This is a genomic window from Curtobacterium sp. PhB78 (assembly GCF_003751685.1).
In the GTDB taxonomy this organism is placed as follows: Bacteria; Actinomycetota; Actinomycetes; order Actinomycetales; family Microbacteriaceae; genus Curtobacterium.
The window spans coordinates 1-20,200 of sequence record NZ_RKIA01000002.1 but is presented as its reverse complement, the minus strand read 5'-3'; the positions used below and the strand labels follow the sequence as shown (position 1 = coordinate 20,200).

Below are 20,200 nucleotides of genomic sequence, written 5' to 3'. Positions count from 1 at the left end.
GCTGTCGTCATGAGCGGTGAGACGTGGGTGCGCAACCGGTGGTTGCACGTCTTCTTCGCGGGCACGATGCTCCTCACCGCCGTGATCACCGCGCTGGGCTGGTCCCCCTGGTCGACTCGCTGGCCGGCCTACCTGGCGGTGGTGGGCCTCGTCGTGGCGTACATCGCGTACGGGCACCGCGGCTACGACAGCCCCCGAGCCGCCGCCGCGTTCCTGCCGCTCGTCATCGTCGCCGCCCTGGTGCTGCCAGCCGTCGTCCCGAGCACCGCGTTCGTGCAGTGCATCGTGTTCCCGCTGGTGTGGGTGCAGACGGAGCGCGTCCGCACCGCGGTCCTGCTGTCCGTCGCTGTGGGGGTCGCGAGCGGCATCGGCCTGCAGTTGTCGAGCGGCCCGGACGCCCTGGTCAGCACCCTGCTCATCGAGGGCATCAGCGTGATCGGTGCCTGCGCGATGGGCGTGTGGATCTCGAGCGTCGCCGGTCTGTCCGAGGAGCGCCGCCAGCTCGTCGAGGAGCTCCGCGCCACCCAGCAGTCCCTCGCCGACGCGAACCGTACCGCGGGCATCGCGAGCGAACGGGAGCGCCTGGCCCGCGAGATCCACGACACCGTCGCGCAGAACCTCGCCGGGATCGTCATGCTCACCGAACGGGCCCGCGGCGACCTGGCGAACGACCGCTCCGACGCGCTGGAAGAACGACTCACCGTCCTCGAGGAGTCCGCCCGCGCCGCCCTCGAGGAATCCCGCACCCTCGTCGCAGCCGGAGCCGCCGGCATGACCCGCGACAGCCTCGCCGGCGCCCTCCACCGTCTCGCCGAACGGCACACCCGCGAGACCGGCGCAGTCGTCACGGTCGACGCGTCCGACTGCGCACTGGACCGCGATGCGCAGGTGGTCCTGCTCCGGGTCGCGCAAGAGGCCCTCTCGAACGTCCGCGCGCACGCCGGCTCTGGCTCTGCGCAGGTCCTTCTGGTCTCCGAGGACGGGCAGACCGTGCTGCGGATCACCGACGACGGTGCCGGGTTCGACCCCGAGCAGCCGACGGCCGGGCACGGTCTGCGCGGGTTGCGGGAGCGCCTCGCCCTCGCTGGCGGCACCTGCACGATCACGAGCGCCCTGGGCCGGGGCACCGTCGTCGAGGCGACCCTGCCCACCGGAGCCGCACCGGGCCTCCCGTCCGCCGTTCGCCAAGCCGTGGCGGAGGTGACCCGGTGATCCGCGTCGTGGTCGCCGACGACCACCCGATCGTCCGCTCGGGCATCGTCGCGCTGTTGCAGGACGCCGACGACATCGACGTGGTGGGCCAGGCCAGCGACGGTCGTGCAGCGGTGTCGGTCGTGCTGGCCGAGCGCCCGGACGTCGTGCTGATGGACCTGCGGATGCCGGAGCTCGACGGCGATGCGGCGACGGCGGAGATCCTCGCGGCCGAACCGGGCGTCCGCGTCCTGATCCTGACGACGTACGAGTCCGACGACCAGATCCTCGCGGCCATCGAGGCCGGGGCCACCGGCTACCTGCTCAAGGCCGCCCCGGAGTCCGAGATCCTCGCGGGGGTGCGGGCGACCGCGCGGGGCGAGACGGCACTGGCCCCTTCGGCTGCCGCTGCGCTGGTCCGCCGGGCAACGGGTTCGTCGGCCGTGGCTGCCCGCCCGTCGCTGACCCCGCGCGAACTCGAAGTCCTGCAGCTCGTCGCCCAGGGCAACTCGAACCCGGCGATCGGCCGCGCCCTGTTCCTCAGCGAGACGACGGTGAAGACGCACCTCGGCCACGTGTTCGAGAAGCTCGGCGTCAACGACCGCACCCGTGCCGTGACCCGCGCGATGGAACTCCGCCTGCTCCCCTGATCCCCCGGTGTGCCGGTCATCGGGAGCGGGTGTACCGTCAGGTAGTCAGCATGCTGATCATCTGAGAGGACACGCACATGAGCGCCGCAGCCGCAGCTTCCACCAGCACCCCGGACCGCCGCCGGTGGATCGGTCTGGTCGTGATCAGCCTCGCCGTGGCGCTCATCATCGTCGACTCCACGATCGTCAACGTCGCGATCCCGAGCATCGTCGCCGACCTCGACATCGGCTCGACCCTGGTGCAGTGGGTGCAGGAGAGCTACACGCTCGTGTTCGCCGCCCTGCTGCTCGTCTTCGGTGCCGTCGCCGACCGCTTCGGTCGCCGACGCCTGCTGACCATCGGCGTGATCCTGTTCGCGGTGGCGTCGGTCCTGGCGGCGCTGTCCCCGACGGGCGAACTGCTCGTGGCGTCCCGCGTGCTGCAGGGTGTCGGTGGCGCGATGGTCCTGCCCACCACGCTGTCGATCCTCAACGCGACGTTCACCGGCCGGGAGCGCGGCATCGCCTTCGCGGTGTGGGGCTCCACGATCGGCGGGATGGTGGCGGTCGGTCCGCTGCTCGGCGGCTGGCTGACGACGGACTTCTCGTGGCGGTGGGCCTTCGGCATCAACGTCCCGATCGTGGCGGTCATCCTGGTCGGTCTCGCGGTCGCCGTGCGTGAGTCGCGCGACGCCGAGCACACCGGCCGCATCGACCTCGTCGGCGCCCTGCTGTCCGTGATCGCGAGCGCTGCGCTGGTCTTCGGGCTGATCGAGGGTCGCACCTACGGCTGGTGGACTCCGTCGTCGACGCCGTTCACGATCGGCTCGTGGTCGTGGGACGGCCCGGTCTCGTCGATCCCCGTCGCGTTCGTGATCGCGATCGCTGCCGGGGTGGCCTTCGTCGTCCGCTCCCGGCGCCGGCAGCGTGCGGGTCGGTCGACGCTCATCGCGCTCGACCTGTTCGGCATCGGCTCGTTCCGGAACGGCTCGATCGCCGCGCTCATCGTGTCGCTCGGCGAGTTCGGCATCATCCTGTCGCTGCCCCTCTGGCTGCAGAACGTCCTCGGCTACTCGGCGCTGCAGACCGGCTTCGTGCTGCTGGCCCTGGCGATCGGGTCGTTCGTCGCGAGCGGGTTCGCGGCCACGGTCGGACAGCGGATCGGGGCGCTCCCGATCGTGCGGATGGGCATCGGCGCCGAGATCGTCGGGGTCGCCGCGATCGGGTTCGTCGTGACCTCGTCGACCCCGTGGTGGGCGATCGTCCCGTGCCTGTTCGTCTACGGCTTCGGCGTCGGACTCGCGACGGCCCAGCTCACCGGCGTCGTGCTGCAGGACGTCCCCGTGGAGCGCAGCGGCGAGGCCTCCGGCGCCCAGAGCACCGCGCGCCAGATCGGTTCGGCGCTCGGCATCGCGGTCCTCGGCACGGTGCTGTTCACCTCGACGGGCAGCATCCTCGAGCACCGCCTGCAGGACGCCGGCGTCTCGACCTCCCGGGCCGAGCAGATCGCCGACACCGTCGTGCAGTCCTCGGGCGGAGCGATCGCCGGTCTCGAGGGTCAGACCCGCGCCGACGCCGCCGAGGCGTTCTCCGACGGCACCCGCGCCGCCGCGTTCTCGGCCGCCGGCTTCCTGGTCATCGGCCTCGGTGCGACCCTGCGGCTCCGCGCCCCGCGCCGCCCCGACGACGACCCCGAGTCCACCACCGAACCCGAAACCGGAACCGACGCCGACGCCGACGCCGACGCCGATCACGAGACCCGCGCCTGACCGGGGGCCCCTTCTTCCCCAGCTCCTGACGGTTCTGGTTCACGATCCCCGAGGATCCTGAACCAGAAACGTCACCGGCCGGACGCGAACCCGCGTCCCCCGCGCCGTGGACGCGACCACCGACGGGACGGGAGGCACGGCGCCTGCCTGCACCGTTCCTCCCGTCCGCTCCGACGCGCGCCCTGCCATCGCGACGCGCGCCCCGCTCAGTGCTCCGCGTCCGCCCCCTCCGGTCGGACGCGGAGCACCCGCGCTGTGGGGGTCGCCCCGCCGTTGGCGACCTCGAGCGAACCCGAGGCAGCGTCCCACGCCACAGACCACGACCCGAGCGCCGTCGGGAACAGCGGCTCGACGACCACCGGCCGCCCGGCGAAGCCCGGCAGCGGCAACGACACCGATCCCGACGCACCGGGCAGCGACCACACCGACAAGTACAGATCGCCCGACGCAGCGCGCAGGCCGAGCGCGAGCCACGGGTCCTCCCATGCCGGCAGCCCGAGCGGCCACACCGGCACCGACGACTCGATGACCTCGAGCACTGCCCGGTGGGCGGCGATGGCGTCCCCGACCACCGCACGCTGCGCCGAAGACATCTCGTTCAGGTAGCCCGACAGGTACATCCGCCCGAGCACCCCGTTCACGAGCGACAGGTCGAACAGGTCGGGCGACATCGACGGCGCCGGGTAGGCCCAGTTCCCGGCCTGCTCGGGCAGCATCGCGGCGGGGGCAGCAGCCGCGATCGACGCCGACAGCACCGGGTCCTGCTGGTCCGAGGTCGACTGCATGTGCAACCGGGACAGCATCGCGGAGTCGGCGCGCATCGCTCCCGAGGCGCAGTTCTCGATGAGCAGCGACGGGTAGCGGGCCTGCACGTCGTCGAGCCAGTCGAGGAGCGCGCGCTGGTGCTCGAGCATCCCGGCGAACGGCCCGGTCATCGTGTTGTTGTCCATCTTGAAGAACGTCACGCCGAGCGACCCGACCAGTCGATCGACGACGGAGTCCAGGTGTGCCCGCGCGGCCGGTGACCGGAGGTCGAGCAGGTGCCGTCCGTGCTCCGCGACCCGCACGCCGTGGTGGTGCACGAAGGCGTCGTCCGGCAGGGTCGCGGCCAGCGGCGAGTGGATGCCGATGACCTCGGGTTCGAGCCAGAGCCCGGCCTGCATGCCGCGCGACCGGATGTGGTCGATGACGAATCCGAGCCCGGTCGGGAACCGCGAAGCAGCTTCCTCCCAGGCTCCGACGGTGTCCCACCAGTGCCCCTCGGCGTACCAGCCGGCGTCGATGCAGAACAGGTCCGCTCCGGCGTCGGCAGCGGCGTCGATCAACGGCAGCAGCTTCTCGGTGGTCGGGTCGCCCATGAGCGTGTTCATGTAGTCGTTGAACACGAGCGGCAGGGCTCGATCGGCCTCGCGCACGTGCCGGAACGCCCGACGCTGCGCCGTGAGCACCTCGAACGCCCCGCCGACCGAGCCGGCGATCCCCACCGAGACCGGCACGGACACGAACGGCTGCCCCGGAGCGACGACGGCCGTCCAGTGGTGCTCCTGGTCGGTCGGCCCGCTCAGCAGCACGTACGCGTGCCGTCGGGTCTCGCCGAGCTCGTAGAGCCACGGCCCGTTGTGCTCGACCTGCCAAACGAGCGCGTAGGGCACGGCACCAGCGGACACAGCAGGCGTCAGCACGCCGATCGGCAGCGCCTCGCCGGTCGACCACGACCCACGGTTCTGCACGACGGCGCGGCTGCGGGGCGGGTGGTGCTGCGCCTCGCGGTCGATCGCCGCGAGTCCGATCGACCGCAGTGGATCGGTCCGCCACCGGCTCTCGGCCGCCCAGTCGTTGTCCGCGTGCACGAGGGCCAGGTCGTCGACGCCGACCCCGGAGTCCGTCAGGAATGCCCCGGTCGCGAACGACGACACGAAGTCCACGACGTGCTCACCGCCGTCGGCGGACACCTCGGTCCACGTCTGGAAGCCCGCGACGTCGGCGCGCGCCCGGAACACCGACTCGACCTGGAGGCCCGTGGCCGCGTCCGCCTGCACGATCCGGAACCACGGATCGGTCGCGTCGTCGGACGCACGCCACGACACGGGGCGCAGTCGCGCCCCGATCGTGGAGTCCACGTGCCGGTACCCGCCCGGGAACCGGCCGTGTCCGATCGTCGTCAGCTCCACCAGGGGCTGCGGTTCGTCGGGTCCGTCGGCGAGCGCCCCGTCGGCACGCGCTCCGCCGCTCGCCACGAACGACACGAGGGCGGCGGGTTGGTCGTCGCCGATCCGGAACCGTGCCGAGAACCCGGGCGTGACCCAGTCGGCGAAGGCTCCGCTCACCGTGCGCCGACCGGAGCGGGCTCGCTCGACACCCACGCCCCGACGCCGTGGTCGTAGCAGGTGGTGTCGTCGATCTTCGAGCGGTCGAGAGCGCTGCCCGAGGTCACCTTGCGGTCGGTGCGCTCCGGGTCGGGGGCGGCCTCGGCGAGCAGCCGGGTGTAGTCGTGCTGCGGGTCGAGGATGACGGCGTCGGAGGGCCCGCGTTCGACGACCCGGCCGCGGTAGAGCACCAGGATCTCGTCGGAGAAGTGGCGTGCGGTCGCCAGGTCGTGCGTGATGTAGAGCACGGCGAGGTGGTCCTCGCGCTGCAGGCGGCCCATCAGGTTGAGCACGCTGAGCCGGATCGACACGTCGAGCATCGACACCGGTTCGTCGGCGATGAGCACCTGGGCGCCAGGGGCGAGTGCGCGGGCGATGGCGACGCGCTGCCGCTGTCCGCCGGAGAGCTCGTGCGGGCGGCGGCTCGCGAAGTCCTCGTCGAGGTTGACGCGGCCGAGCAGTTCCCGCACCTTCTCGGCGGTCTCGTCGGCGCCCCGGGCTCGGTGGTGGAGTTGGAGCGGACGGGCGATGTGGTGCTCGATCGAGTGGAACGGGTTGAGCGACGCGAAGGGGTCCTGGAACACCATCTGCACGTGCCGGCGGTACATGCTGCCGACGACGGGTGTGCCGTCCTCGAGCCGGACGTCGATCGAGCCGCGGGTGGTGCTCTCGAGCTTGGCGAGCATCCGGGCGATGGTGGACTTGCCCGAGCCGGACTCCCCGACCAACGCCACGGTCTTCCCGGGCAGCAGCTCGAACGACACGTCGTCGACGGCGTGCAGGGTGGTGCGCTTCAGGCCCTTGCGGGTGTGGAAGTCCTTGCCGAGGTGGCTGACGGTCACGCTGGTCATCGGATCTCCTCGTGGACTGCTGCCGCGTGGTCGTCGACGCCGGAGCGGATGAACGCGCCGCGCTCCCCCGACAGGCTCGGGAACGACTGCAGCAGCTTCTGCGTGTACGGGTGCTTCGGGTCGTGCTGGATGACCGAGGCGCGGTCGCACTCGACGACCTCGCCGCGCAGCATGATCGCGATGCGGTCGCTGATCTCGAGCAGCAGCGGCAGGTCGTGCGTGATGAACACGACAGCGAACCCGAGTTCGTCGCGCAGTCGGACGATCTCGCGCAGGATCTCGCGCTGCACCACGACGTCGAGGGCGGTGGTGGGCTCGTCCATGATCATGATCTGCGGTTCGAGCAGCATGGCCATCGCGATCATCACGCGCTGGCGCATGCCGCCGGACAGCTCGTGCGGGTACGCGGTGATGCGGGACGGGTCGACGCCGACGCGGCTCAGGGCGTCCTCGGCGATCGCGCGCCGTTCCTTGCGGGACAGGTCGCGCCGGTGTTCCCTCAGGGCGTCGTCGAGCTGCGCCCGGATGGTGGTGACGGGGTTGAGGGCGTTCATCGCGCCCTGGAACACCATCGACAGCTTCGACCAGCGCACCGCCCGCAGCTGCTCGTGCGGCAGCCCGAGCAGGTCGATGTCGGTGCCGTCGCGGTCGTGGAACGTGATGCTGCCCGAGGCGACCTTCGCCGGCGGTCGGTGCAGCCGGGTGATGGCGTAGGCCAGGGTCGTCTTGCCGCAGCCGGACTCCCCCGCGAGCCCGAGGATCTCGCCGGGAGCCAGGGTGAGCGACACGTCCTTGACGGCGTGCACGGGGTGTTCGGTCTCGTAGACGACGTCGAGGTGGTCGATCGTCAGCACGGCTTCGGCACTCATCGGACGAACTCCTTCGTGGTGCGTGCGGAACGCGAGGCGCGGGCGGCCCGCTTGGCGCGACGTTCGCGCCGCCGCTGGGCACGCACGTTCGCCAGTCGTGGGTTGATGACCTCATCGATCGAGAAGTTCACCAGGGACAGGCCCATGCCGAGCAGGGCGATGAGCAGGCCGGGCGGCACGAACCACCACCAGGCGCCGTTCGCCAGCGCGAAGCCGTTCTGGGCGTAGAAGAGCATGGTGCCGAGCGTCGACGAGTTCGACGCCCCGAGGCCGAGGAACGACAACCCCGCTTCCCCGAGGATCGCGGCGATCACCGCGAACACGAACTGCGACGCCAGGACGGGCAGCAGGTTCGGCAGGATCTCGACGGCGATGACCCGCCAGGGTCGTTCGCCGGCGACACGGGCGGCGGAGACGTAGTCGCGGTTCCGGATCGACATCGTCTGCGCCCGCAGGACCCGGGCGGACCCGGCCCACGACGTGATCGCGAGGACGACGGCGATGGTCCAGAGCCCGCGGGCCTCACGCGGGACCAGGCCCGAGATGACGATGACGAGCGGCAGGCCGGGGATGACGAGGAACACGTTCGAGAACAGCGAGAACGCCTCGTCCATGATCCCGCCCAGGTACGCGCCGAGGATCCCGAAGAACGCGGACAGCACCGTGGCGAGGACGCCGACGATCAGGCCGATCTGCAGGCTGCCGCGCGTGGCGTAGGCGAGCTGGGCGAGGACGTCCTGCCCGGTCTGGGTCGTCCCGAGCAGGTTCTCGCCGCTCGGTCCCTGCAGCCCGGAGTCACGGATGGTGGTCGGGTCGCCGACGAGCAGCGGCCCGACGACGCCGAACAGCGTGACGCCGGCGACGAGCGCGATGCCCGTGATGAGCCACGGGGTCAGGGTCGGCAGGAAACGGCGGATGCCGCCCTTCGGTCGTGACGCTCGGGCCGTGGCGATGCTCCGCGTCGACCCGGCGTCGGCCTCTTCGGCGAGTGCGCCGATGGTGGGTTCGGTGTCCTGCTGGATGTTGGTCATGGCGTGTCCTCCCTAGCTCCGCGCCCGCGTCCGCGGGTCGATGAGCCCGTACAGCAGGTCGACGACGAGGTTCGCGCCGAGGACCGCCAGGGTGATGAACAGGAAGATCCCCTGCATGAGCGCGTAGTCGTTATTGGTCACGGCGGACAGCAGCTTCGACCCGATGCCCGGGTACGAGAACACCTGCTCGGTGACGACGGAGCCGGACACGATGAACCCGAGGGAGATCGCGAACCCGGCGACGGAGGGCAGCACGGCGTTCCGGGCGGCGTAGTTCCGCAGGATCTTGCCGTCGGACAGCCCCTTGGCCTGGGCGGTGGTGATGTAGTCCTCGGACAGCGTCGACACCATCATGTTGCGCATGCCGAGCAGCCAGCCGCCCAGCGATGCGAGCACGATCGTCACGGCCGGCAGCACCCCGTACTGGATCGCCGAGGCGATGAAGTCCCAGTTGAACCCCGGTGTGAGGATCACGTCGTAGCCGCCCTGCGCCGGGAACAGGTGGATGCCGGTGGCGAAGAAGTACACCAGGATCAGCGCGAGCCAGAAGTACGGCACCGCGGCGAGCAGGGTGGTGGCCGGCACGAACGAGTCGAGCCAGGTGCCCGGACGCCAGCCGACGAAGGCGCCGAGGCCGACGCCGATGATGGCGGCCAGGATGGTGGCGATGCCGACCAGGGCGATGGTCCACGGCAGCGAGCTCGCGATGACCTCGGTGACGGGGGCCGGGAAGTAGCTGACGGACACCCCGAGGTCACCGCGGAACACGTTGACCAGGTAGTGGCCGTACTGGGAGATCAGCGGCTCCGAGGAATCGCCACCGAGGAGCAGCTCGTACGCCTGCCGTGTCGCCGGGGTCACCTGCCCGCCGCGCTGCTGGAGCTTGGCGAGCAGGATGTCCACCGGGTTCCCGGGCAGCAGCCGAGGGATGATGAAGTTCAGCGTCAGTGCCGCCCACAGCGCGACGATGTAGAAGCCGATCTTGCGCAGGAAGTAGGTCATCGTCGAGTGCTCCTCGGTCGCGATCCCATCGTGGTCAGCCCTTCGCCGGCTTCAGCGCCTTGAAGATCTCGGCGTTGTCCGGGCTCGCCCAGACGGCCGGGAAGGCGTAGAGGTCGTCCTTCGTGGGCCAGCCGGTGAACTTCGCCGCGTGGAACTCACTCGTCGTGCCGCCGGTCATCACGGGGATGTACGGCAGGTCCTCGACGATGTGCTGCTGGATCGTGTCGAGCTCCGGCTGCGTGGCGGCCGTGTCCTCGGGGTTGATCGTGGCGAGCTTCGCGATGGCCTTGTCCACGTCGGGGTTGCTGTACCGCGAGATGTTCATCGGGGCTGCAGCACCGACCTTCGCGGTGTTCGCCGTCGTGAAGTAGTTGTTGTACAGGTAGTACGGGTTCGCCGTCGGGCCCTGGCCGAGCGAGTCGATCGCGAGCTCGAAGTTGCCCTTGGTCTTCTTGTCGGTCCACTCGTTCCACGACGACTGCTGCGCCTTGAGCTCGATGCCCGCGGCCTTGAGCTGCTGGGTCATCGTGTCGATCGCGGTGATGTAGTCGGTCCAGCCGGTGACGACCTCGACCGTCAGGGACAGCTTCTTGCCGTCCTTGGCGTAGATGCCGTCGGCGCCCTTCTTCCACCCGGCGCCCTCGAGCGACGACGCGGCGGCGGCCTTGTCGGCGGTCTCCGGCATCACGGCCGGCTCGATGTCCTTCGAGATGGTGTCCTTCTGCGTCGTGGTGAGCGCGAAGGTCGGCGAGATCTCGCTCGCGGTGTTCTCGAACGCCAGCGAGTTGAGCTGCTTGCGGTTGATCGCGTCGGCGATGGCGTGGCGGACGGCCGGGTCGGTCTGCGGGCCGGTGCAGCCGAGGTCGGTGTTCGCGCAGGTGAGCAGGGCCATCTGGTTCTGGCCGACGGTGATGCCGTCGTAGCCGTTGTAGTTGCCGGCGATGTCGTCCATGTTCGGCACCGGGCCGGTCTGCCAGTCGATCGAGCCCTGCTTGAGCGCGTCGGCGCCGGCGGTGTTGCCGGAGAGCGACAGGTAGCGGATGGTCTTCACGGCCGGGGCGCCGTCCCAGTACTTCTTGTTCGCCTCGAGGGTGAAGGCCTGCGCCTTGAAGGTGCCGAGCGTGTACGGACCGGTGCCGACGGGCTCGCGCACGACGTCGGTGGTCGGGTCGATGTCCTTCCACAGGTGCTCGGGCACGATCCAGGTCTTGCCGAGCAGGTTCGGGCCGAGCACGAACGACGGCTTGTCGAACGTCACGACCACCTTGTCGTCGCCGTCCGCCTTCGCGGTGCCGTCGTAGCCGATCGAGTTGAGGGCCTTCTGCTTCTTGAGCATGTCGAGCGTGAACACGACGTCCTTCGAGGTGAAGGGCTCACCGTCGCTCCAGGTCGCCCCGTCGCGCAGCGTGATGGTGAGCTGCGTGCCGTCGGTGTTCCACTCGTACGACTTGCCGAGCAGCGGCTTCGGGTCGTTCGTGTTGACGTTGGTGATGAAGAACAGCGACTCGTAGATGGTGCCGACGCCGCCGATGTTCGACGGCGACCACGGGTTGAAGTTGATCTGGTAGTCGCCGGACTGTCCGGTGTAGGCGACCAGGGTCGAGGCGGCGTCGTCCTTCGTGCTGGCGTTGCCGCTCGCGCTGCAGCCGCTCAGCGCGAGGCCGGCGGCGAGGAGGACGGCGGCGCCGATGGCGAGCCGTGAACGGGTTGGGTTGAACATCGTTGTCCTCTCGGTCTGCGTCGTCGCAGGATCCACGTTGTGAGCGTGATTGTTACACGCGTAAACTAAGGCGGTCAAGGGGTCGGGTCACGGCCCCGTCACGATTGAGGAGACGCAATGGAGCGGACCACCCTGGACGGCACGTGGACGGTCGAGGCGGTGCACGGCCCGGCGCAGGCCGATGCGCACCGGGAGCCGGTCGCCGCGATCGTCCCCGGCTGCGTGCACACCGACCTGCTGCGGGCGGGCCGGATCCCCGACCCGTTCGACGGCGACAACGAGGCCGCGACCCAGTGGATCGGCGACACGGTGTGGCGGTACCGCCGCACCTTCGCGTGGTCGGGCGAGACCGGCACGGGCCCGACCACGCACGCCCGCCACGACCTCGTCGCCGACGGACTCGACACCCTCGCGACGATCGAGCTGAACGGCATCGTCGTCGCCACCACCGCGAACCAGCACCGCGCGTACCGGTTCCCCGTCGGGCACCTGCTGCGCCCCGGCACGAACGAGCTCGTGATCACCTTCGACGCCCCGGTCCCCGCGGCCGAGCGACTGTCCGCCCTGCACGGCGGCGAACTCCCCCACGTCAACCACCACCCGTACAACGCACTCCGCAAGAACGCGTCGAACTTCGGCTGGGACTGGGGCATCGACGTCGCCACGAGCGGCATCTGGAAGTCGATCGGCATCGAGTCGTGGAGCGCCGCCCGCATCGCGGCCGTCCGCCCCCTCGTCGACGTCGACGGCACCACCGGCGTGCTCACCGCGCACGTCGACGTCGAGTCCGCAGGTTCCACCGGCGCCTTCTCCCAGCACATCGGGTCGGCTCCGGTCGCAGGGGTGTCCGGTCGGGCCGGACTGGAGGCGCGGGTCACCCTGACCCCGCACGTCACCCCCGGCGGGGCCGACGGCCACGGCGCCGCCCTGGCCGAGCAGAGCACGTCCGCCCCCGGCGCGAGCGGCACCGAGGCGGCGGCGACGCCCGTCGGGTCCGGCACCGTGCCTCCCGGCCGCCCGTCCGCGCCGGGCGCGACGTCCGTCACCAGCGTGCGCGCCGTCGTCGACGGCTCCGCCGTCGTGCGGCTCGAGGTCCCCGACGTCGCCGTCTGGTGGCCGCGCGGCGAGGGCGAGCAGCCGTTGTACGACGTCCGGGTCGAGGTCGGCGACGACGTCTGGACCGGCCGCGTCGGGTTCCGCACCGTCACGCTCGACACCGCCGCCGACGCCGGCGGAGCCCCGTTCCTGCTCCGGGTGAACGACCGGCCGGTGATCGTGCGGGGCGCGAACTGGATCCCCGACCACGCGTACCTGACCGAGATGACGCCCGAGCGCTACGCCGACCGGATCGACGACGCGATCGAGGCGAACGTCAACCTGCTCCGCATCTGGGGCGGCGGGATCTACGAGTCCGACGACCTGTACGACCGGTGCGACGAGCTCGGGGTGCTCGTCTGGCAGGACTTCCTGTTCGCCTGTGCCGCCTACGCCGAGGAGCCCTGGCTCGCCGACGAGGTCGAGCCCGAGGTCCGCGAAGCGGTCACCCGGCTCAGCCCGCACCCGTCGCTCGTGGTGTGGAACGGCAACAACGAGAACCTCGTCGCGTACGCCGAGTGGGGCTGGCGGCCGTCGCTCGTCGGCCGGACCTGGGGCAACGGCTACTACCGCTCGCTGCTGCCGTCGATCGTCGCCGAGCTCGACCCGACCCGTCCGTACACGCCGGGCAGCCCGTTCTCGTTCGACGAGTACCTGACGCCGAACGACGAGCGGAACGGCAGCGTGCACATCTGGGACGTCTGGAACCGGCTCGACTACCGCGCCTACGCCGACTGGAACCCGCGGTTCGTGGCGGAGTTCGGGTTCCAGGGGCCGCCCGCCTGGTCGACCCTGACCGCGGTGGTGCACGACGAGCCGCTCGACCCCGACGGCCACGAGATGCTCGTGCACCAGAAGGCCGACCAGGGCAACCGGAAGCTCGCCGACGGCATGCGCGGGCACCTGCCGACGCCGACGAGCATCGAGGACTGGCACTTCGCCGCGCAGCTCAACCAGGCGCACGCGATCCGCTTCGGCATGGAGTGGTTCCGGTCCCGCACGCCCGACAACACCGGGATGATCGTCTGGCAGCTCAACGACGACTGGCCCGTGGTGTCCTGGGCGCTCGTCGACCACGCGGGCATCCGGAAGCCGGTCTGGTACGCGGTGCGGCAGGCCTACCAGCCGGTGTTGCTCACGGTGCAGCCGTCTGGTGAGAGTGGGCTCGAAGTCGTGCTCGTGAACGCGTCCGGGGCGCCGGTCACCGACGAGGTCACGGTCGCCCGCGTCGCGTTCGACGGCACGGTGCTCGACTCGTCGTCGTTCTCGCTGGCCGCCGCTCCCGCCGACGCCGACCGGGTCACGCTGCCGGCCTCGCTCGCCGTGCCCGGGGACGCCGGGTCCGAGGTGCTCGTCGTCACCGGAGCCGGAACCCGCACGGTGTTCGACTTCGCCGAGGTCGTCGACCAGGTGCTCGCCCGCTCGCCGCTGTCCACGTCGGTCACGGCGACGGACGACGGGGCGGTCGTCACGGTGACGGCGACGTCCTACGCGCGGGACGTCTCGCTGTTCCCGGATCGTGTGGACCCGGCCGCTCGGGTCGACGACGGGTTGGTGTCCCTGCTGGCCGGCGAGTCGGTGACCTTCACGGTGACGGGTGCGCCGGGCATCGGCCCCGAGGCGCTCGTCGGCCCGCTCGTCCTCCGCCACGCGGGCTCGCTCCGCCCCTGACGAGCCCCGCGCCCGGGCGGGGACGGGTTCTGCCAACGGCGTGACGGTTCTGGTTCACGATCCTGCGAGATCGCGAACCAGAACCGTCAGCACACCAGTACGGCCGCGCCGTCCCGCCGAGCGGGCGAAACACCCGCGTGCGCACGCCACGAACCGGGATGTTCCGCCCGCTCGCCGGCCGCGCCTGCCCGACCACGGCCGACGGCCGACGCCAGCCGGCCGTCGGCGGCCGGCAGGCCGACGGCGGCAGGCAGGCCGACGGCGGCAGGCAGGGTCGCGTCAGTCGAGGGCGTGCAGCTCGAACACGATCGCGGTCGCGGGGGCCAGCAGCGGCAGCCGCGCCCCGACGTCCTCGAGCACCGCGCCCGACAGGTCCAGGTGCCCGCGCACGAGCCACGCCGGCGGCACCATGTCGAGCCCGTGCGGCACCCGCAGCCCCGTGACGGGGGCGAGCCGGTAGCGCCGCGCCCGGTCGAGCCCCCGCATCCGCAGCGGCACCGGCAGCGACTGCGGCCCGGTCTCGGTCCGTGCGACCCGCACCAGCGCCCGCGACCGGTCGACGGCCACGACCGAGGTCGCCACGAGCCCGGGGTCGCCGAGCTCCAGGTGCCGCAGCCGGCCGGTGTGCAGCAGCCCGCGCTCCCGCTTGTACAACGCCGTCCACGCCCGCAGCCGGTCGAGCTCCGTCGGGGACAGCCGGGTGACGTCGGTCTCGATGCCGGCGGACCCGAACAGCGACACCGCCATCCGGAAGTCCAGGTCGAGGTGCCGGCCGGTGGTGTGCGAGACCTCGGGGCCGACGTGCGAGCCGATCAGCTCGAGCGGCAGCAGCGCCTCGGTCCACCGCTGGATCGGCAGGCGTTCGAACGCGTCGTTCGAGTCCGACGGCCACACCCGGTCGGTGCGCTCCAGCACGCCGAGGTCCACCCGGGCACCGCCGCTCGCGCACGCCTCGATCTCGAGCCACGGGTGCCGGGCGCGCAGGGCGTCCATCAGCGTCCAGACCCCGCGGGTGTGCGCGTCGATGCCGGCGCGTCCGGCGTGGACCGCGTGCACGATGTCGCGGTTCTGGTCCCACTTCACGAAGTCGACGTGGTGCGCCCCGATCACGGCGGACATCGCCTCGAGCACGTACGCCCGTGCGAGTGGGTTCGCCATGTCGAGCACGTACTGGTTCCGCCAGGTGCGGACGTCGTCCTCGGGGCGCTGCAGCAACCACTCGGGGTGCGCCGCCGCGAGCTCGGACACCGGGCTCACCATCTCGGGTTCGAACCACAGCCCGAACTCCATGCCGAGACCGCGGACCCGGTCGACCAGCGGCCCGAGGCCGTCCGGCCACACCGTCGGGTCGACGCGCCAGTCCCCCAGCGACGTCGAGTCCGAGCGACGCCCGAGGAACCAGCCGTCGTCGAGCACGAACCGCTCGACGCCGATGTCCGCGGCGGTCTCGGCCAGTGCGACCAGGGGCGCGAGGCCCTGCCGGTAGTAGACGGCCTCCCACGTGTTGAGCACCACCGGCCGGGGGCGCTTCGGGTGACCGGGGCGGCTGCGGAGCGAGTCGTGCAGCCGGTCGGACAGGCCGTCGAGCCCGGCGTCGCTCCACACGAAGACGGCGTCGGGCGCGGCGAAGGACTCCCCCTGCCCGAGGACCACCTCGCCGGCGCGCAGGAGTTCCCCGGCACCGAGCAGCGGTCGCGCCTCGGCGAGCAGGTCGTGGCGGTGCACCGAGTCGGCGCTCCAGGCCAGGTGCACACCCCAGACCTCACCGGAGGCGTCCGAGAACCCCGGCGTCCCGAGCACGAGCAGCGTCGGGGCGTCGTGGCCGGTGCGACCACGGCGACTCTCCCGCGCGTGGCTGCCGGCGGTCAGGGTCCGGCGCTGCGGGGTGCGCTCGCGGGTCCAGCGTCCGGCCAGGTCGAGCACCTCGCCGACCCGTTCGCCCACGGGCAGCGTCGCCTCGAGTGCCTGCAGGTGCACGGGCACGGCGGCCCCGTTCGTCACGGTGTGCCCGACGCGCAGCACCCCCGAGGCGTCGAGCCGGAAGGCGCTCCGCAGCAGCAGTTCGTCGGACACCGCGGTCACGACCAGCGCGCCGGGCTCCGCGGTCACCTCGACGTCGCGCCACCGCGGCACGAGCGGCAGCCCGTCGACGTGTCCGGCGATCGCGGGTCGTCCCTCCCACCCGTCGCGTTCGGTCGGCAGCACGGTCAGTGGCCAGGCCGCGTCGAGGGCGCTCGGTCCGAGCGGCCGTCCGAGCGCGAGCAGCAGTTCGGCGCCGTCGCCGTCCGTGACGGGTCCGACGTCGCGGCCCCAGTGCAGCACCTCGGGCAGCCCGTCGTCGGCGGTCGCCAGCACGAGCGACACCCCGCCGCCGCGCAGGACCTGCACCTGCCGTCCGTCGAGTGCGCGCGCCGGCGCCGGATCGCGGTCCACGACGGTCACGACGCACGCTCCTCGCGCAGGACGCGGACGCGACCGGCGGGCACGACGGTCTCCGGCCCGTGGCCGGAGCCGTCGAGCAGGTCCGTACCGGACGCGACGACCGTCACGTCGTCCGCGCGGTGGTTGACGAGGAACAGGAACACGGATCCGTCGTCGTGGACGCGGCGCACCGCCTCCAGGCCGGGAGGCGCGGTGACCGTCCGCGGGAGCGCGCGCTCCTCGACGACCCGGTCCACGAGCCGCTGGGTGCTCTGGGCAGGCAGCATCGCGGACACGTACCAGGCGCCGCCGCCGACGGCGCGGCGGGTGACCGCTGCGCGGTCCGCGAGCGGTCCGTCCGTGTAGCGGAGCACGACGTCGGCGTCGTCGACCACGACGGCCTCGGCCCATTCGGTGACGGTGCCGCCGTCGTCGAGCGTGCGGGTCTCGTCGCGCTGCAGCGGGGTGAACTCCTCGCTCCAGGCGCCGAGCACCTGCCGGAACGCGCCCGGGTAGCCGCCGGCACGGATGCGGGCGGTCTCGTCGGCGACGCCGGACAGGTAGGTGACGATGAGGGTCGCGCCGCGGTCGACCACTGCGGCGATCCGTGCGGCGGTGGCGTCGTCGACGATGAGCATCGTGGGGACGACGACCACGTCGTAGCCGTCGAGGTCGGCATCCGAGGGCACGACGTCGGTGAGCACCTGCCGGTCGTGGAACGCGGCGTACCAGGCTCGGAGTTCCCGCGAGTACCGCAGCGCTCGGTGCGGCTTCAGTCCGGACTGCAGTGCCCAGCCGGACGGCTCGTCGACGACGATCGCGACCCGGGCCGGTTCGACGCGACTGCCCTGCACGGGGGCGAGGTCACGGAGTGCCCGGCCGAGCGCGACGACCTCGCGCCAGATCCGGGTGCGGGTGCCGGCGTGCGGGACCATCGCGGAGTGGAACTGCTCGGCCCCCGCGGTGGAGGCCCGCCACTGGAAGAACAGTGCGCCGTCGGACCCGCGGGCGACGTGCACGAGCGAGTTGCGCAGGATCTCGCCCGGTTCCTTCGCCCGGTTGCGCTGCTGCCAGCTCGGGCCGCCCGTCGAGTGCTCCATGAGCAACCACGGGGTGCGGTCGGCGGTGATGCCGCGCATCCGGTCCGCTGCGAGGGCGAGGTCCTGCTCGCGGTGCGGATCGTCGACGAGCGTGTAGTGGTCGTTCGCCGGGATCGCGACGTGCTTCGCCCACTCGGCGTAGTCGACGACCTGGGAGCCCGCGCCGACCATGAAGTTCGTGGTGACGGGGACGTCCGAGTACTGCTCGATGACGGCCTTCTCGGCGTCGAAGTGCCGGAGCAAGGCGTCGGACGAGTACCGCTCGAAGTCCAGGAAGAGGCCGGGGTTCGGTGCGCCGCCGACACCACGAGGGGGTGAGACCTCGTCGAAGGACGTGTAGGTGTGTCCCCAGAAGGCCGTTCCCCACGCGGCGTTCGCGGTGTCGACGTCCCCGTGCCGGTCGGCGAGCCAGCTTCGGAAGTCCGCTGCCGACTCCTCGCAGTAGCAGCGGCCGTTCCCGCCACCGAGCTCGTTGCTCACGTGCCACAGCCGCACCGCCGGGTGGTGACCGTAGCGTTCGGCCAGGGCACCGACGATCCGCAGGGCGTGCTCGCGGAAGACCGTCGACGCCGCACACCATCCGAGGCGTCCGCCCGGGCGCTCCCGTCGCTCCGTGGCGTCCACTGGCAGCACCTCGGGGTGGGCGGTCAGCAGCCAGTTCGGCGGGGCGGCGGTCGGCGTCGCGAGGTCCACGGCGATGCCGTTGTCGTGCAGCAGGGCGATGACGTCGTCGAGCCAGTCGAAGGTGTACTCCCCCGGCGACCGCTCGAGCAGCGCCCACGAGAAGACCCCGATCGTGACCAGGTTCACCCCGGCCTCGCGCATCAGGCGGACGTCCTCGAGCCAGACCTCGCGCGGCCACTGTTCAGGGCTGTAGTCGCCGCCGAACGACAGGCCGTCGGTCGGCCACGGGACGGTGGGGGCAGCGGTCACGGCATCTCCTTCGATGGGTGGACCGCACCAGCCTCCCGTCTCCGGCGGCGTTTGTCAACGTGTGTAACTAACGCATCGTCAGTGGTGCCGCATCAGGTCTCCAGCAGCTGCCGGATCGCGAGGACCGCCCCCGCTCGCGCCCACTCAGAGAACTCGAACGGCTGCACCTCGACGGTCACCGGCTGCCGGTACGGAGCCAGGGCCGCACGGAGCGACTCGTCCACCGTGGTCCGTGCCAGGTCGTACACCGGCAGCCCGTCGCCGGTCAGGACGATCGCGGCAGGGTCGGCGATGTGCACCGCGGTGGCCAGGACGACACCGAGTGCTCGTCCGGCGTCCTCGAACGCCGCCACGGCCTGCTCGTCACCGTTCCGCGCGAGCTCGACGACCTGCTCGTACGACGATCCCTCGCGCCCGGCGTTCCGCACGATCACCGGACTCGGCAGGTAGCTCGAGGCACACCCCGCGTGCCCGATGCCGCAGTCGGGCCCACCACCGAGGACCGGGAGGTGCCCGATCCGACCGAGCCGCCCGTGCTCGCCGGTGGAGACCTGCCCGTTCACGATGAGTCCGAGGCCGAGCCCCTCACCCACGGTGACCAGGGCCATCGACCCGCGGCCGGCGCCGGCACCGAACCAGTGCTCCTTGACGGTCAGGGCGTGGACGTCGTTCGCCGTGAAGGCTGCGAGTCCGGTTCGCTCCCGGACCATCCGGGCGAACGCGACGTCGGTCCACCCGAGGAACGGCGACGACGCGACAACGGCCTCTCCGCCCCGGCTGAGGACGTCACCGGGCAGGGACACCCCGACGGCAGAGATCGCAGGATGCACGGCACGGAGGCGCTCGTGCACGGTGCTGATCTGGTCGGCCAGGTCCTCCGGCACGGTCGACGGGACGGTCTCCTCGTGCAGCGCGAGGACCCGCCCGCCCAGGTCGGTCACCGCGGCGTACAGGCGCTCCCGGGTCAGCTTGACGCCGAGGAACTCCCACTGCCCCGAACTCGACTGCAGCAGCTCCGACGGCCGACCGGTGGCGCCACGCACGTCGGTGCCGACCTCGACCACGAGCCGGTGTGCCACGAGGATCCGCATCGCCCGGGTCAAGCTCGCGCGCGACAGCCCGAGCGACCGTGCGATCTCCGCCCGCGAGAGCGTGCCGTGGATGAGGATCTCCCGCAGTGCCAAGCGGGAGCCCTCGGGCAGTGCCGGCCAGGCTTCGGTCATCATTCCTCCGTCGTCGGCTGATCCTACGGCTCAGCCCGGAAACGCAGAAACCCCTGACCAGTGCTGGTCAGGGGTTCCCTGGTGTTGCAACGTTAAGTCCGGCGGCGTCCTACTCTCCCACAAGGTCCCCCTTGCAGTACCATCGGCGCTGAGAGGCTTAGCTTCCGGGTTCGGAATGTGACCGGGCGTTTCCCTCTCGCTATGACCACCGGAACACTTTCGACCATCAATCTAGTCTCAAACATGTTCCGGCTGCTGCCCACGAATGGGCAGAGCGGTGTATTCAGTTTGATTCCCGATCGTCTGTCGGGAACCACAAAGTGGACGCG

13 protein-coding genes and 1 rRNA gene are annotated in these 20,200 nt (G+C 71.4%); 4 read left to right on the top strand and 10 right to left on the bottom strand.

The genetic code is table 11. The features are described 5' to 3' along the window. Window positions 1-9: 9 nt before the first annotated feature. From EDF53_RS03925 to EDF53_RS03915, 3 genes are all read left to right on the top strand, one after another. Window positions 10-1,212, top strand: coding sequence for a sensor histidine kinase (locus EDF53_RS03925; protein ID WP_185020932.1), 1,203 nt, complete (start codon window positions 10-12; stop codon window positions 1,210-1,212). Continuing rightward, window positions 1,209-1,841 carry a response regulator transcription factor gene (locus EDF53_RS03920; RefSeq protein WP_123292362.1) on the top strand — a complete coding sequence of 211 codons (633 nt, stop codon included), beginning with the start codon at window positions 1,209-1,211 and terminating at the stop codon, window positions 1,839-1,841. Before EDF53_RS03925 ends, EDF53_RS03920 begins: the two co-directional genes overlap by 4 nt. A 77-nt stretch (window positions 1,842-1,918) precedes the next feature. Next, window positions 1,919-3,589, top strand: coding sequence for a DHA2 family efflux MFS transporter permease subunit (locus EDF53_RS03915; protein ID WP_123292361.1), 1,671 nt, complete (start codon window positions 1,919-1,921; stop codon window positions 3,587-3,589). A gap of 206 nt (window positions 3,590-3,795) precedes the next feature. On the opposite strand, the gene EDF53_RS03910 is transcribed toward EDF53_RS03915, so the two are convergent. Genes EDF53_RS03910 through EDF53_RS03890 form a run of 6 tightly spaced genes read right to left on the bottom strand, consistent with a single transcriptional unit; the run spans window position 3,796 to window position 11,428 of the window. Then, complete coding sequence (locus tag EDF53_RS03910) at window positions 3,796-5,916, bottom strand: glycoside hydrolase family 36 protein (RefSeq protein ID WP_148058258.1); 2,121 nt, start codon at window positions 5,914-5,916, stop codon at window positions 3,796-3,798. Beyond that, window positions 5,913-6,806: an ABC transporter ATP-binding protein gene (locus EDF53_RS03905; protein WP_123292359.1), complete on the bottom strand. Its 894-nt coding sequence runs from the start codon at window positions 6,804-6,806 to the stop codon at window positions 5,913-5,915. The genes EDF53_RS03910 and EDF53_RS03905 overlap by 4 nt, the downstream gene beginning before the upstream one ends. Further along, window positions 6,803-7,675: an ABC transporter ATP-binding protein gene (locus tag EDF53_RS19205; RefSeq protein WP_173168295.1), complete on the bottom strand. Its 873-nt coding sequence runs from the start codon at window positions 7,673-7,675 to the stop codon at window positions 6,803-6,805. The genes EDF53_RS03905 and EDF53_RS19205 overlap by 4 nt, the downstream gene beginning before the upstream one ends. Further along, a complete protein-coding gene (locus tag EDF53_RS19200; protein ID WP_159573964.1) occupies window positions 7,672-8,706 on the bottom strand; it encodes an ABC transporter permease in 1,035 nt (344 codons plus the stop codon). The genes EDF53_RS19205 and EDF53_RS19200 overlap by 4 nt, the downstream gene beginning before the upstream one ends. A 12-nt stretch (window positions 8,707-8,718) precedes the next feature. Further along, window positions 8,719-9,708, bottom strand: coding sequence for an ABC transporter permease (locus EDF53_RS03895; RefSeq protein ID WP_111086984.1), 990 nt, complete (start codon window positions 9,706-9,708; stop codon window positions 8,719-8,721). A gap of 34 nt (window positions 9,709-9,742) precedes the next feature. Next, window positions 9,743-11,428: an ABC transporter substrate-binding protein gene (locus EDF53_RS03890; protein WP_123292358.1), complete on the bottom strand. Its 1,686-nt coding sequence runs from the start codon at window positions 11,426-11,428 to the stop codon at window positions 9,743-9,745. A gap of 117 nt (window positions 11,429-11,545) precedes the next feature. Here EDF53_RS03890 and EDF53_RS03885 point away from each other — a divergent pair, with 117 nt between their 5' ends. Next, the gene (locus tag EDF53_RS03885; RefSeq protein WP_123292357.1) at window positions 11,546-14,194 is read left to right on the top strand and encodes a glycoside hydrolase family 2 protein; all 2,649 of its coding nucleotides are present in this window, start codon (window positions 11,546-11,548) and stop codon (window positions 14,192-14,194) included. Between the two features lie 279 nt (window positions 14,195-14,473). On the opposite strand, the gene EDF53_RS03880 is transcribed toward EDF53_RS03885, so the two are convergent. The 4 genes from EDF53_RS03880 to rrf all read right to left on the bottom strand — a co-directional run bounded on the left by EDF53_RS03880 (window position 14,474) and on the right by rrf (window position 20,084). Beyond that, the gene (locus EDF53_RS03880) at window positions 14,474-16,636 is read right to left on the bottom strand and encodes an alpha-galactosidase (RefSeq protein ID WP_260215204.1); all 2,163 of its coding nucleotides are present in this window, start codon (window positions 16,634-16,636) and stop codon (window positions 14,474-14,476) included. Then, window positions 16,633-18,648, bottom strand: a complete 2,016-nt coding sequence (locus EDF53_RS03875) for a beta-galactosidase (RefSeq protein WP_123292356.1) — start codon at window positions 18,646-18,648, stop codon at window positions 16,633-16,635. Before EDF53_RS03875 ends, EDF53_RS03880 begins: the two co-directional genes overlap by 4 nt. Window positions 18,649-18,740: 92 nt before the next feature. Further along, entirely contained in the window at window positions 18,741-19,871 is a 1,131-nt protein-coding gene (locus EDF53_RS03870; protein WP_123292818.1) for an ROK family transcriptional regulator, read from the bottom strand. Between the two features lie 96 nt (window positions 19,872-19,967). Further along, window positions 19,968-20,084, bottom strand: a 5S ribosomal RNA gene (gene rrf / locus EDF53_RS03865). Between the last annotated feature and the right edge of the window lie 116 nt (window positions 20,085-20,200).